The sequence below is a fragment of the Vibrio sp. 704 genome (genome assembly GCF_033339295.1).
Genome location: NZ_JAWOUH010000030.1, coordinates 19,934 through 33,746 on the forward strand (window position 1 = coordinate 19,934; position 13,813 = coordinate 33,746).

Below are 13,813 nucleotides of genomic sequence, written 5' to 3' on the forward strand. Positions count from 1 at the left end.
ATACTAACTCAAAGACTTAATCAGACCTTTGAATACTCTGTATGAAACATCACTCCTTACTTAGAGTTATCTTGAGCAAAACCCCATAGAGAGTAACTCCAAGACGTGACTAACCAACATACATTAAAACGCCAGAATAGCCCTAACAGTCTGTGATTGATGCTCGATGTAACATTTTTAACACTTTAGTGATGTGCCTCTAGATTGACATGCAATTTAATGATAATTTACTTATTTAAGTATAAACTTACTCATGGGCAGTACACAAATAATACTGTGGTCAGTATGAAAAGAGATATAAAATCCTCCACTAAGTTCGTTTTTACTTACTTTGTGTTTGCGTCGCTATGGGTTTGGTTCTCAGATAAAGCAGTAGAACTCCTATCGAGCAATACACAAGTCTATACCTTGGTTCAATCACTGAAGGGAATGTTATTTATAGTGGTCACATCTTTATTGCTGTGGGGACTGGTAAAAAAGAACAATCGAGAACTTGAACAAGCGAATGACATTGACTCTGTAACCGGTTTACACAGCCCTTTGGTATTTTTTCGCTACCTAGAACAAAAAATCCAAAGTGCCAAAGAAGATGAACACTACGTTCTTTTTCTTCTTGATATTGATAACTTTAAACCCATAGCCGATCACCTCGGTTTTACGAAAAGTAGTCAGTTTCTAAAGGATATCGCACAATCTATTGACTCTCATACGGTCTTTCCTCTTCTCTCATCACGAATACACTCTGATGGGTTTGCTTGTTTGGTACGAATGCATGATGAAAACCAAATAGCTCTGCACTTAGCTCGCGTTCAAAAGCAGTTTAATCAACATGCAAAAAATCATGAGATTGATGTGACATGCTCTATTGGTGTGGCCTTCTACCCGTATGATGGAGAGAGTGTCAAGCAACTCATGTCGTCGGCAAAATATGCTCTAGCTCAGGCAAAAAAAACAAAAAATACTATCCGATACCACGACAAAAAACTCGCTGAAGAAGATTTCCAAAAACAACGCATGATTATAGAGTTGCGTCATGCGATTCAAGAAGAGCAAATACAGATAGTCTTTCAACCAAAATATCGCCTAAAAGACAAGAGAATGACGGGAGTTGAAGTGCTATCTCGCTGGACCCACTCTCAATACGGAGATATACCTCCATCAGTATTTGTCACGCTGGCAGAAGAAAATAATCTTAGTAGCGCTTTAACGAAGCTAGTAATCAAGCAAGCATCAAAGCAACTTAAAGAAGCTCAGCTCCTAGGCCGTGTCATCCAAAGCGTATCTGTAAATATTTCAGCGACTGAGCTAAATAGCATTGAGGGTATTCATCAAATTGAGTATCAGCTAAATCAAGACACTGAACTTTCAAAGTACCTATGCCTTGAAATCACAGAGACAGCCACACTTAAGAATATAGAAAAATGTGCAAGCCTAGTAAAAAAAATGAAAAGGTCTGGTGTAGCGTTCTCTATCGATGACTTTGGGGTCGGTTATACCTCATTTGGAATTTTCAATAGACTCGACGTCGATGAAATCAAGATAGATCGTAGTTTCATCAAAGATATTGCGGTTGATTATCGTTCAAGAGCGATCACTTCAGGCATTATCGACATTGCAAAAGGGTTCGGAATTCAAGTCGTTGCGGAAGGAGTAGAAACCGATCACCAGTTACGAATTCTTGAAGAGTTAGGCTGTGAACAAGCCCAAGGTTTCTATCTAAGCCACCCAATACCTGTTGAAGAATTAAAAGAGAAATTAAATATAACTTCGCAAGACAATAAAGTTGATTTCATTGCAGTGTCTAGCAGGCCCAAAAACTGAAGGAGCGTTTGTCCCAAACAGCATGCTGTGGAGGATTGCTGAACTGCCGACGACGAGCATCATTAATTGAGCGCGTTACTCAATACTGGTGTGATGCTAGACAACTTGTTCTATCGAGGAGAAACAGCTCCCCCTGAAACGGTTTTCAGTGCTTGATGTTTACTTTTGCTTTTTGTTTTTTTCTGCTTCAATTTTGCTAGTAGCTTAACTGCTTCAGCCCTAGTCAAGTGACGTTCATTTTTAAGCAGCTTCTCTAATTTTCTCTCTATACGACTGACCACAACTCAAATCACCTACGGCATCTTAGTTCATCAGTCAAACTACTAAAACTTTCGAGTAGATACCATACTCTTTGCAAATCGCTTTGTCCCATTGTGAGTTACGACACCAGCACATTCGCAGTACGACCTAGTTGTACTAACCTGTGGGTTTGTAAGGTCAAGCATGAGTTGCGACACTTTAGTTCAGTCTAAATCTTCTTTACTCGCGTTTTCTCGTAGTACATATTCTCATCGGCTTTAGTTATCGCTGACTCTAGGGAAAAGTCTGCTCCTTCAATAATATACTTACCTATTGACGTACCTACCTGCACCTTACCTTTGCCGATATTTATTGGACCAGCGAGTGCACTCTCAATTCTCGACATCACCTCTTCCGTGTAGTATTCCGCTTCTCTATTGCTACTCCCAACGCTCCCTAAAAATACGACAAACTCATCTCCGCCATACCTTGATACTAGGCCGGAAGCCCTCACACTACTTTTCATACGTTCACTTACTTCACGTAATATGTGATCGCCTACTGTATGGCCATGATCATCATTAATTTTTTTGAAATCGTTCAAGTCAATAAATAGAAAAGCAGAAAAAGTGTTTTCACTTATCCTCTTTTTTAGGTATCGTTGTACGCTTTCGATGAGTCCACGCCTGTTGAAAACTTTAGTTAATTCATCCATTTGAGCTTGCTGGCATGCCTTCTTTTCGAGTTCCTTTTGCTTTGTAATATCAGTCGAAATACCTAAGATAGCTACAACCTCATTAGAGGATTCGGGGCTATAAATTGGTGATTTCATCTCAAGATAAATCCGTTGCTTACCATTTGCATCATTAATGAAAACCTCTTCCCTAGTCGTTTCTCCCTTGATGACCTTAGCATCAATATGCTTTATGAACTCAACGGTATCCTCTGGTAAAAAATCCGAATCTCTTATTTGACCCAGTTTTTTCTTATCAATTCTCATTAACTGCAGGCTTAGGTTATTTGCATAGATATATCTGGATTGCGTATCTTTGATGAACACATATGTCTCGAGATGATCAAGAGATTCAATAAGATCATCAAGATTAACTCCCAGCCTTCCTAATTGAAGATACATTATGGCCTCCAGCATGCAGCAAAATATTTTATGTATATGATAATTTTTTGTTATTTTTATTGGTGTACTGTATTACATTTGAAAATATTGATTTTAGTAATACTAAAGAGGTATTAAACATACCACTCAATAGTACTAAAGCACCGTCAATGTGAGGGACTTTTTGGAGTAGTTATTTGATCTATATAACAGTCAACGTTTTGATGAAGGTTAACCCTAAGCTCGTTTAGTTGGAGAGATGATAGTGGATGCTGCCGATGGACAAGAGAAGGGAGCATACGAAAAATCTTAGCGAGTTATGTATTCTCTCTATCGTCTTCCAAAAGACTTCCCCATTCATGAAGCCCACATAGCCAAAGAGCCACGATTAAATTTCGCTCAGATAAAGAGTAACACCCCCTAACTAGTAAGAATAATCTCTAAGAATTTTACAAATGCTTAGGCAACTTCATCGACTCTAAAGGAATGACATTGCTTGTATCTAACGCTTGCAACTTTTCTCCCCATGCTTGCAGTACCACTAACTGCTCTTCAAGGTAGTCGTGATGGTTATATACCCGCAACATACCTGGTAGCTGGTGACCAACCGTCTTTTCAATCGCCACGATATCCAGCCCCATTTCGCTACAACGGCTGATAAAGGTGCGGCGTAGATCGTGTGGCGAAAAACGCTCAAAATCTTCCGGTAAATTGCGTTTGATCAGAGCACGTACTGCTGCGGGTTCTTGAAGTTTGTCATCCATAAGCTGCGGCCAAACAAGTTTCCATTTGCTTGGTACATTCTCACGCTGCTCTTTAAGAAGTTTCAGTAGGTAATCACTTAATGGTACTTTTCGGCTCTCCTGACTCTTGGTGTGACGTTCTTTTGAACTGGCTGGCAACAACCATACCTTCTCTTGCAAATCTACCTCACTCCAACGCATTTCAAGCACAGCACTAATACGTTGCCCACACCCGAGCAAAAACTGCATTAGACGGACGTTTGAGGGCTCTGTACGCCAAGAAGGCAAGCTTGTTAGCAATGTTTTCAATTCTGAAAAGCTCAAATTGCGTTTTGTGACCTTAGAACCACCACCGACATCCTTGGATTTCAAATGTGGTGCAGGGTGTGCACCAATCATATTCAAAGCTAGCGCATGGTTGATCACCTGATTGATAATTCTATGGCATGCATTAATCGCACCCGCTTTTCGCTGTCCATTCTCATCAACCTTTGCATCAAATACTTTATTAAGATCATGAATTCTCAACTCTTCTAATTTGATGTGACCAAGAAATGGTTTGACATCCCGGCTATAGGTTGCCCTCGCTTGTTCTCCTCGTAGCTGCTTGGACAAACGCTTCTCGTCAAAACTGGCAAAAGCATCATCAAAAGTTTTTGCTTCCTCTTGCTCGCGCTGTTCACGTGCCAGTTCCTGTTTCGGATTTTTATTGTTTTCCAGCCAGCTACGGTAACGCCCCGCTTCTGTTCGAGCCTGTTCAAGTGTCATCCCCGTTTCCGGTTTCAACTTAACATACCGTCCCATGGTGATTTTTTCGTGTTTGTTACCAGCCTGAAAGCGAAAGATCCAAGTCATCGTGCCCGTTGGTCGAACGCGAATATTCAATCCTTCGATTTTCTTATCTGGAATTAAATATTCCTTGCCTTGTGGCTTCAATGCTTTCAGCGTGGCATTCGTACTAATTTTATCGACTGGCTTGATCATGACTGAAAAACCTCTGTATTTCTGGGTACAGCTCTGGGTACGGCGTGGGGTACGGGGAAAGACGAGTTTTCATTGTACGGCTAAAGACACCCTTGGACAAGGAACAATTAAAATCCGATTAAAAACAACATATTAAAATGAAAAGTTGGATTTTAGAAGACGTTACAAGATTCAGAGTTCGATTTACCCACCACATGGAAGCTGGCGTGCTATTGGAACGTAAAGCTTAGTCCACCAGCTTCAGACAAAAAAAAGCGAGCTCAATGGCTCGCTTTTTTTAATTTGATTCGTTTGCTTATTCCGCAGAAGTCTTCTTGCTGACAAAACCTAGCTTCTTACCAATCCATGCGAGTAAGATCATTGAAACCATGATCGCGAAGAAGTTTGAGCCTGCTTCTGGGTATTGCGCTTTAATAAACGCAGAGTGACCAAACGCACCTACGAAGAAACACGCCAAGCCAACTAATGGGATATCTTCTGATACCGGATTATTTAGGTACTCTTGGTAAAGAGCTTGTACAGCCAGTACGAGTGCAATCAATGGGAAGATTGAAAAAGACACTTCACTCATGGTCAACCATGACAACAAAGCATCACCACACATACCTGCAACCAGTGCCAAAATCAGCGTTTTCTTTTCAGATTTATTTCCATTCGACATTATTCTATCCCGCCTTTTAATCGGTTACGTTCACGTTCTTTGCGATACCAATAGGCCCCTTTGGCTATCATTCGCAATTGCATGATCAATCGCTCGGCGAGTTCATCGCGCTCACGTCGATCTAAATCTAAAGCTTCAGCCCCGGAACTGAAAACCAAAGTCACAGACGCTTCTGCTTGAGTATACGCCTCTTCTCTGGTCACGCCGGTGCTCATTAAATACTCGGTTAATTCTGCCGCAAAATGCTGGATTTCTCGAGCAACAGCGGTACGAAATTCAGCAGAAGTGCCGGAGCGCTCACGCAACAACAAACGAAAAACGTTCGGACTACTTTCAATGAATTCCATAAAGGTTTCGACCGAGGTACGAATTACGCTACCTTCTTTCACAATACGTTGACGCGCCTGACGCATCAGTTGGCGTAGTAGCAAACCGCCTTCATCAACCATGGTTAAGCCTAGCTCATCCATATCTTTGAAGTGACGGTAAAAAGAAGTCGGTGCAATCCCTGCCTCTCGGGCGACTTCTCGCAAGCTAAGGCTGGAAAAGCTGCGATCCGCACTTAATTGACTAAATGCCGCATCGATCAATGATCGACGTGTCTTCTCTTTTTGCTGTGCGCGGATTCCCATCGATTTCATTCTTAACTTGCTCTTTTTCTGTAGGGTACAAGAGCCTCAATATAACGCAATTTGCTCCTACGGAGAAAGATATGTTGCTTCGCTCGCTCTGAGCGCCGAGAACGTTACTATTGGCATGCATCTAATTGCAATGTTCTCGATGCAATTTATAGACATACAACATACCAAATCATCCTTTTGGTCGATTCTGCGTGATCACTTCCACTCTCTAACAGGCATGACGTGTACCAATAGAGTAAATGAGTTAAAATCGCGCTAAAGCAATGTTAAGCAAATATAACAAGGAAGGCATCATGGCGCATGTTAATCACTATGACGTGATCGTAATCGGTAGTGGCCCTGGCGGAGAAGGGGCTGCAATGGGATTAACCAAAGCGGGACTGAATGTTGCCATTGTCGAGAAAGAAAGCAGTGTCGGCGGCGGTTGTACTCACTGGGGTACTATTCCATCAAAAGCACTGCGTCATGCCGTTAGCCGCATCATCGAATTTAATAGCAACCCGCTATTTTGTCGAAACAACACCAGCGTTCATGCAACATTTTCTGACATTTTAGGTCATGCTAAATCGGTCATTGATAAGCAAACTCGACTTCGTCAGGGCTTTTATGACCGTAACTCATGCACACTTTTGTTCGGAACCGCGCGATTTATCGATAACTACTCAATTGCAGTGATGCAAAGCGACGGTACAGAAGAAATCTATTCTGCGGATAAGTTTGTCATCGCGACGGGTTCTCGCCCGTATCAGCCTAACGACGTAGATTTCTTGCATGAGCGCATCTACGACAGTGATTCCATTTTGAGCCTGAAACACGACCCTCGCCATATCATCATTTACGGTGCGGGCGTTATCGGTTGTGAGTACGCCTCTATCTTCCGCGGCCTTGGAGTGAAAACCGACCTTATCAATACCCGCGACCGCTTGTTGGAGTTTTTGGATAACGAAGTGTCAGATGCGCTGTCTTACCACTTCTGGAACAGCGGTGTGGTAATTCGTAATGATGAGACCTATGAAAAAATCGAAGGCACAGAAGATGGCGTGATTATTCACCTACAATCTGGCAAGAAGATGAAGGCAGACTGCTTGTTGTATGCGAATGGTCGAACAGGTAACACCGATAAGTTGAATTTGGGTGCAGTGGGTCTGGAAGCGGACTCTCGCGGACAACTAAAAGTAAACCGTAACTACCAAACCGATATCGAACACATTTACGCTGTAGGCGATGTCATCGGTTACCCTAGCCTTGCAAGCGCCGCTTATGACCAAGGGCGATTTGTCGCACAAGCCATTACGAAAGGTCAGGCAGAAAACTACCTGATTGATGATATTCCAACGGGTATCTACACCATCCCAGAGATTAGCTCTGTGGGTAAAACCGAGCAAGAGCTAACAGCTGCGAAAGTACCGTATGAAGTAGGACGCTCTTCGTTCAAGCATCTAGCTCGTGCACAGATCGCAGGAAAAGACATCGGTAGCTTGAAGATATTGTTCCATCGTGAAACCAAAGAAATTTTAGGGATTCACTGTTTTGGCGAACGTGCCGCGGAAATTATCCACATCGGTCAAGCCATTATGGAGCAAAAAGGCTCAGCGAATACCATCGAGTATTTCGTCAATACCACCTTCAACTATCCAACAATGGCCGAAGCGTATCGTGTCGCTGCGTTGAATGGTTTGAACCGCTTGTTCTAATCTATGCTTCTTGATAGCAGACAGAAAAACAGCAGGCTTGGACCTGCTGTTTTTATATCAACATTGTGCGAGGAAGGTATCCTTGTGCCATTGATAGAGAAAGATAACCCCTAAACCAATACCCCGCATCAACATAAAGCTCGTCATTGCAAACCACAGCGCGTGATTTTCCCACTCGGCGAATAAGTAAAAGACAACGAAGAAACTGCTGGTCGCGACAAACATACTATTGCGCATGTCTTTGCCTTTGGTTGCACCGACAAAAATGCCATCCAATAGAAAGCACCACATCGACGCAAGTGGCATCACCACCAGCCAAGGTAGATACACCGCTGCTTGCTGTTGTACCACCTCAATTGAAGTGATCATGGCGATCAACTGCGATCCCGCCAAACCAAAGAGCGCGGTCAGTCCTAAGCAAATAACCAAACTCCAAAAGAAAGTGCCGACAAGCGATGCACTCAATTGTTGCCTATCTTTGGCACCAATCGCCTTCCCGACCATGGCCTCCATTGCATAAGCAAAGCCATCCATGCCATACGAGATAATCATCAGGAAGCTCATCAGAACCGCATTTGCAGCGACAACCTCATCACCAAAGCTCGCACCTTGGAACGTCATAAAGCTAAAAGCCGCTTGCAGACACAAAGAGCGTAAGAAAATATCACGATTCAATTTCACGAATCGCCCTAAACCGTGTTGAGTGCTGGTTAGCAACTTTTGAGGTGATGGTAATTGCCTCTCTCGCCAGGTTTTCCAGACACACATGAGACCAAAACCCATGCCTGAGTAGTCAGCAATCACCGATGCCAGTGCAGCGCCTTCTACTTTCCACCCCAAACCAATCACAAACAACAAATCGAGGACAATATTCGTCACGTTAGTGATGATCACCATCCACATTGGTGCTTTGGAATTTTGCGTTCCGAGCAACCATCCCAACAACACAAAGTTCATTAGCGCAGCGGGGGCACTCCACACTCGGATAGAGAAATATTGCATGCCGTAGTGCTTCACTTCAGCACTGGCGTCACTCCAGCCAAAGATCAAATCAGCAATCGGGTTATGGGCAATAAGGAAGACTAACGCAAACAGCAGCGCCATAAGTGAGCCTTGCATGAACACTAAGGCAAGTTGCTTTCGGTCTTCACCGCCATAGGACTGCGCCGCCAACCCAGTAGTCGACATACGCAAAAAACCAAGCAGCCAAAATGTCACGCTGATCATGGTACTGCCCAACGCAACACCGCCCAAATACCAAGCGTGGTCTAGATGACCAATCACCGCAGCATCGACCAAACCGAGCAATGGAACAGTAATATTCGACAGCACCATAGGTATCGCTAAAGCTAAGACTTGGCGATGAACTTTTGGGTTAGATAAAGGAGAGAAGATTGAATTTGTCACAGGCACCTCATCAGTAAGATCGACGAGTGTACCTGAGCGCTTAACGACTAGCCAATTACCACTTGATATGAACGAGTACTGGCGTGAGGCGATGCTTCAACATTGGAATCTTATTAAGCCAACGCTGCCAAGCTTTCCAACGAGAACAGAATCTATCGAATGGCGAGAAAGCTTTCACCCACTGTGCCCATGGTAACCATTGCAATATCTGTGCTGCAGGCGCTTCAAAGCCATGAGCATAACGATCAGAGCCAAGCTTTTGTCCCCACTTGGTTTCCGTTAAATCTCCTGCCAGCACCATACACAGTTCAGCAGAAACAAAATGTCGACCTAAGGTTTGAATAAATTTCGCGACTTGACGCTCTGTGCAATCGAGCAGTGCCATTTCACATAAAATGAGTACCGGTGCTTGCTCTGGAATGGCTAACGTCTCTAGCCACGACATTTCATCCACACTGCCACAGCGATGTTCATAACGTTCATTTTTGTGGAACAAACGCTGACGCCATACCAAATTTTCCGTCACATCCAGCTCTATCCAATGGCAGCGTCCATTATCCAAACGATAAAAGCGGGTATCCAACCCCGCTCCAACATTGATTATCCAAGCATCGGGATACTGCTGTAAGAAGTGACTAACCTGCTGGTCACAAAGCTGAGTCAGCGTCACGTGCAGCAGTTGCTTCTGCGCAATATCACCACTCAAACAATCCGGCGCCATCTTACAGCTCAAACACGCTTTAGCAGCTATCGGATCGTACACCAAGCCATTGTCGACCATGCTTTCACGGCTACGCAATAACAGTGGCTTTAATAAATGGTTAGGAACTTGATGTTTAGACTGAGACATGGGCATTTCCTGCGCCAGAGAGAAAACATAGACATTAATAAAGATGATAATGAATATCAATTACATTATCAAGCTTATAAATTGGTCAAAACAAACAAGGTCAAGATGATGAGCAAGCTTTTGGAGGAAGTAGAAAAAGAGAAAAGACAAAACAGCCCAGATCAACTGGGCTGCTTAAACACACTTACATCCAATCGGTATTGCGAATAATACCAACGGCTAAGCCTTCAATCGTAAGGTGCTGAGACGTTAAGTCCACTTGGATTGGGGCAAACTCTTCATTCTCAGCATGCAGTAATATGGTTGAACCTTTGCGCTCCAAACGCTTCACAGTCACATCATCATCAACACGCGCAACGACAACTTGACCGTCTCTCACGTCTTGGGTTTTATGCACCGCGAGCAAATCGCCATCCATAATCCCGATGTCTTTCATACTCTCGCCATTTACACGAAGTAAGAAATCCGCTTGCGGTTTGAACATCGCAGGATCGACTTGGTAGTGCGCCTCTACGTGCTCTTGAGCCAGAATTGGCTCACCCGCTGCGACTTGACCAATCAAAGGCAAACCCTGCTCATCATTGGCTGCGTCTTCAAGCAGGATACGAATCCCACGAGAAGCGCCTGGAATAATTTCAATTGCTTGCTTACGAGCAAGCGCTTTTAGGTGTTCCTCTGCGGCATTCGCAGAGCGGAAGCCAAGCTCACGCGCAATCTCTGCACGAGTTGGTGGCATTCCGGTGTCATCGATTTTACTTTTGATCAAATCGAAGACTTGTTGTTGGCGTGGCGTTAACGGCTTCATGTCTCACCTGTCTTTTTATACAGTTAACTGTGAGTATATCCAGTAAATGCTCAAATGAAAACCCAATTGGTTGTTTTTTAATTTATTTGTGGGGAGCTTTCAGCTTACCGATTAAGTTCATTCTTTATTCGTTTAAAACACCGACTTTTCAGTTAATCAAGTCAAAGCAATAACTTAGGGGTTCGACTAATTTACAGCCAATAAAATTAAAAGGTTTGACCAGTTTCTGGTATCCTTGCAGCGCTTAAATTTTATCGCCTAGGCTTATTTCTATTGCCGTACTCATCTCTTTTTATAGAGAAGACATGCAAAGCGGAAACTGAAATAAGGTTAGGCCTGTTTGAATACCTATTGAGGCTGTGAACTTTATGTCTTCTGGACAATCATTTTCACGTTCATTACTAAAACTACCTTTATCGGTACTGGTAAAGGGCACCGCAATCCCGTCGAACCCGATTGAAGATCTGAACATCGACCTAACTAAACCGATTGTATATGCCCTGCCGTTCCGCTCGAACGTGGATTTGCTGACACTGCAAAAACAAGCCATGAGCCTTGGTCTACCCGACCCGCTCAGCCCGCTGGAAATCAATGGCAAAACGCTGAACCGTTTCGTCTTTATCGCTGCGCGTCCAACTGTGATGAACAACGATAATGATGTCCCAACCGATTCTGTCTCTCTGTTCACTGACTTACTGGAACTGCACAAGCTGGATAGTGAGTTGGATGTTCAAATGATCCCTGCAACCGTGCTTTGGGGTCGTAAGCCAGGTAAAGAAGAGAACCAAAAGCCTTACCTTCAACCGATGAATGGTCCGCAAAAAGCCAAAGCGGTAATGGCGGCGGGACGCGACTGCTTAGTTCGCTTTAGTCCTGTGGTATCTCTGCGTTATATGGCAGACTCTCACGGTACCGACAGCGCAATTGCGCACAAACTGGCTCGCGTGGCGCGTATCCACTTCTCACGCCAGAAACTGGCTGCTTCAGGCCCAAACCTGCCACAACGACAAGTGTTGTTTGCTCGTTTACTAAAATCTCCAGCTATTGAACTGGCGATTGCTGACGAAGCCAAGAGCAAAAACATCTCGATTGATAAGGCACGTAAAGAAGCCCACGACATCATGGATGAAATCGCCGCCGACTTCTCCTACAGTCTGGTGAAAAACGGCGACCGCATCCTGAGTTGGTTATGGACAAAACTATACCAAGGTTTGCACATCAATAACGCCTCGACTGTGCGTCGTTTAGCGCAAGACGGCCACGAAATTGTGTACGTTCCGTGTCACCGTAGTCACATGGACTACCTGCTGTTGTCTTATGTTTTATACCATGAAGGCATGGTGCCTCCGCACATTGCGGCAGGCATTAACTTGAACTTCTTCCCGGCCGGTCCGCTTTTCCGTCGTGGTGGGGCGTTCTTTATTCGTCGTAGTTTTAAAGGCAACAAACTGTACTCAACCATTTTCCGTGAGTATCTAGCTGAGCTGTTTGCCAAAGGCTATTCAGTCGAGTACTTCAGTGAGGGTGGTCGTTCACGTACAGGTCGCTTACTGCAAGCGAAAACGGGTATGCTGGCTATGACCATCCAAGCAATGCTACGTGGTCTAAACCGCCCAGTAACACTAGTGCCGGTCTACATCGGTTACGAGCACGTAATGGAAGTAGGCACTTACGCGAAAGAGCTGCGTGGCAAACGCAAAGAGAAAGAAAACGCAGGGCTTGTACTGCGTACTCTGCGTAAACTGCGTAACTTTGGTTTGGGCTATGTGAACTTCGGTGAGCCAATTCAGCTCAACCAATACTTGAACGAGCATGCTCCTGAGTGGACGAAAGACATCGACAGCATGGGTGGTAACAAACCACAATGGATGAATCCTGTGGTGAACGACCTCGCTAATAAGATGATGACGCACATCAATGATGCGGCGGCGGCAAACGCGTTGACCTTGTGTGCAACCGCACTGCTTGCTTCTCGTCAACGTGCACTTTCTCGTGACTCGCTGATCAACCAGATCGAGTGTTACTTAAAGCTACTCAAAAATAATCCGTACTCAAGCACCTCCACTATCCCTACCGAAAGTGCTGAGGAGTTGGTCGATCATGCAATTTCGCTTGATAAGTTCGTGATTGAAACCGATAGCATGGGTGACATCATTTCGCTGGACCGTAGCCAATCGATCCTGATGACTTACTATCGCAACAACATCATTCACTTGTTCGCTCTGCCGTCATTAATTGCCCAAATGCTCATTCGTCAGCGCAACCTTTCGGTAGCCAAGATTCAAGCGAATGTCGCGCAAATCTACCCATTCTTGAAGAAAGAGCTGTTCTTAAGTTACCAAGAAGACGAGTTAGATGAATTGGTCGTTAAAACACTGCATGAATTTGCCGATCAGAAAATGATTAGTCTGGATGGTGATAAGCTAGAGATCAATCAGTCGAACAACCAGCCTTTGGTTCTGTTAGGTCGCACGATAACTGAAACGCTGCAACGCTACTCTATCGCGATGAACTTGCTTGTTGCTTACCCTGAACTCGGTAAATCGGACCTAGAGCAGAAGAGCCAAGATATTGCTCAGCGCCTAGGGCGTTTGCACGGTATTAATGCGCCAGAATTCTTCGATAAAGGTGTGTTTACCGCGATGTTCAATACGCTCAAACAGCAAAAATACCTCGATAACGATGGTAACTGTGACACGAAGAAAACGCAGCAATTTGCACGACTACTGTTCACTCTGCTTTATCCAGAAGTGAAACTGACGATCGAAGAGAGTATTCACCAACTTCGGTCGTAACCGTTTTATCTTCTTTCAATAAGAAAAAGGCATCCAATCGGATGCCTTTTTCTATTTC

The 13,813-nt window shown here is 44.1% G+C and carries 10 protein-coding genes; 3 read left to right on the forward strand and 7 right to left on the reverse strand.

Going from position 1 to position 13,813, the window contains the following annotated elements; all coding sequences use genetic code 11:
* Window positions 1–285 precede the first annotated feature (285 nt).
* Complete coding sequence (locus R7R24_RS23120) at window positions 286–1,821, forward strand: putative bifunctional diguanylate cyclase/phosphodiesterase (RefSeq protein ID WP_182016965.1); 1,536 nt, start codon at window positions 286–288, stop codon at window positions 1,819–1,821.
* A gap of 469 nt (window positions 1,822–2,290) precedes the next feature.
* Here R7R24_RS23120 and R7R24_RS23125 read toward each other — a convergent pair whose 3' ends face one another.
* From R7R24_RS23125 to fabR, 4 genes are all read right to left on the reverse strand, one after another.
* Entirely contained in the window at window positions 2,291–3,196 is a 906-nt protein-coding gene (locus R7R24_RS23125) for a GGDEF domain-containing protein (protein WP_025576420.1), read from the reverse strand.
* Window positions 3,197–3,624: 428 nt separating this feature from the next.
* Window positions 3,625–4,902, reverse strand: coding sequence for a tyrosine-type recombinase/integrase (locus R7R24_RS23130; protein WP_025576334.1), 1,278 nt, complete (start codon window positions 4,900–4,902; stop codon window positions 3,625–3,627).
* Between the two features lie 295 nt (window positions 4,903–5,197).
* Window positions 5,198–5,563: a YijD family membrane protein gene (locus R7R24_RS23135; protein ID WP_005378634.1), complete on the reverse strand. Its 366-nt coding sequence runs from the start codon at window positions 5,561–5,563 to the stop codon at window positions 5,198–5,200.
* Window positions 5,563–6,204, reverse strand: a complete 642-nt coding sequence (fabR, locus tag R7R24_RS23140; protein ID WP_005378632.1) for an HTH-type transcriptional repressor FabR — start codon at window positions 6,202–6,204, stop codon at window positions 5,563–5,565. The genes R7R24_RS23135 and fabR overlap by 1 nt, the downstream gene beginning before the upstream one ends.
* Window positions 6,205–6,467: 263 nt before the next feature.
* Between fabR and sthA the strand changes: the two genes are divergently transcribed.
* Window positions 6,468–7,898: a Si-specific NAD(P)(+) transhydrogenase gene (gene sthA, locus R7R24_RS23145; RefSeq protein ID WP_005389689.1), complete on the forward strand. Its 1,431-nt coding sequence runs from the start codon at window positions 6,468–6,470 to the stop codon at window positions 7,896–7,898.
* A 57-nt stretch (window positions 7,899–7,955) separates the two neighbouring features.
* Here the strand turns inward: sthA and dinF are convergent, their stop codons facing one another.
* The 3 genes from dinF to lexA form a co-directional block, all read right to left on the reverse strand.
* Window positions 7,956–9,305: an MATE family efflux transporter DinF gene (gene dinF, locus R7R24_RS23150; RefSeq protein WP_054579651.1), complete on the reverse strand. Its 1,350-nt coding sequence runs from the start codon at window positions 9,303–9,305 to the stop codon at window positions 7,956–7,958.
* Between the two features lie 55 nt (window positions 9,306–9,360).
* Window positions 9,361–10,155, reverse strand: coding sequence for a class I SAM-dependent methyltransferase (locus R7R24_RS23155; RefSeq protein ID WP_005378679.1), 795 nt, complete (start codon window positions 10,153–10,155; stop codon window positions 9,361–9,363).
* 184 nt (window positions 10,156–10,339) lie between these two features.
* Window positions 10,340–10,960, reverse strand: a complete 621-nt coding sequence (lexA, locus tag R7R24_RS23160; RefSeq protein ID WP_005378682.1) for a transcriptional repressor LexA — start codon at window positions 10,958–10,960, stop codon at window positions 10,340–10,342.
* A 368-nt stretch (window positions 10,961–11,328) separates the two neighbouring features.
* On the opposite strand from lexA, the gene plsB reads away from it, so the two are divergent.
* On the forward strand, window positions 11,329–13,755 hold the full coding sequence (gene plsB, locus R7R24_RS23165; RefSeq protein WP_033907264.1) for a glycerol-3-phosphate 1-O-acyltransferase PlsB: 2,427 nt from the start codon (window positions 11,329–11,331) through the stop codon (window positions 13,753–13,755).
* Window positions 13,756–13,813: the final 58 nt, after the last annotated feature.

Bases quoted from the DNA above. Each gene is read 5' to 3' on its own strand.
- R7R24_RS23120 (WP_182016965.1), top strand. From the start codon at position 286: ATGAAAAGAGATATAAAATCCTCCACTAAGTTCGTTTTTACTTACTTT.
- R7R24_RS23125 (WP_025576420.1), bottom strand. From the start codon at position 3,196: ATGTATCTTCAATTAGGAAGGCTGGGAGTTAATCTTGATGATCTTATT.
- R7R24_RS23130 (WP_025576334.1), bottom strand. From the start codon at position 4,902: ATGATCAAGCCAGTCGATAAAATTAGTACGAATGCCACGCTGAAAGCA.
- R7R24_RS23135 (WP_005378634.1), bottom strand. From the start codon at position 5,563: ATGTCGAATGGAAATAAATCTGAAAAGAAAACGCTGATTTTGGCACTG.
- fabR (WP_005378632.1), bottom strand. From the start codon at position 6,204: ATGAAATCGATGGGAATCCGCGCACAGCAAAAAGAGAAGACACGTCGA.
- sthA (WP_005389689.1), top strand. From the start codon at position 6,468: ATGTTAAGCAAATATAACAAGGAAGGCATCATGGCGCATGTTAATCAC.
- R7R24_RS23155 (WP_005378679.1), bottom strand. From the start codon at position 10,155: ATGTCTCAGTCTAAACATCAAGTTCCTAACCATTTATTAAAGCCACTG.
- lexA (WP_005378682.1), bottom strand. From the start codon at position 10,960: ATGAAGCCGTTAACGCCACGCCAACAACAAGTCTTCGATTTGATCAAA.
- plsB (WP_033907264.1), top strand. From the start codon at position 11,329: ATGTCTTCTGGACAATCATTTTCACGTTCATTACTAAAACTACCTTTA.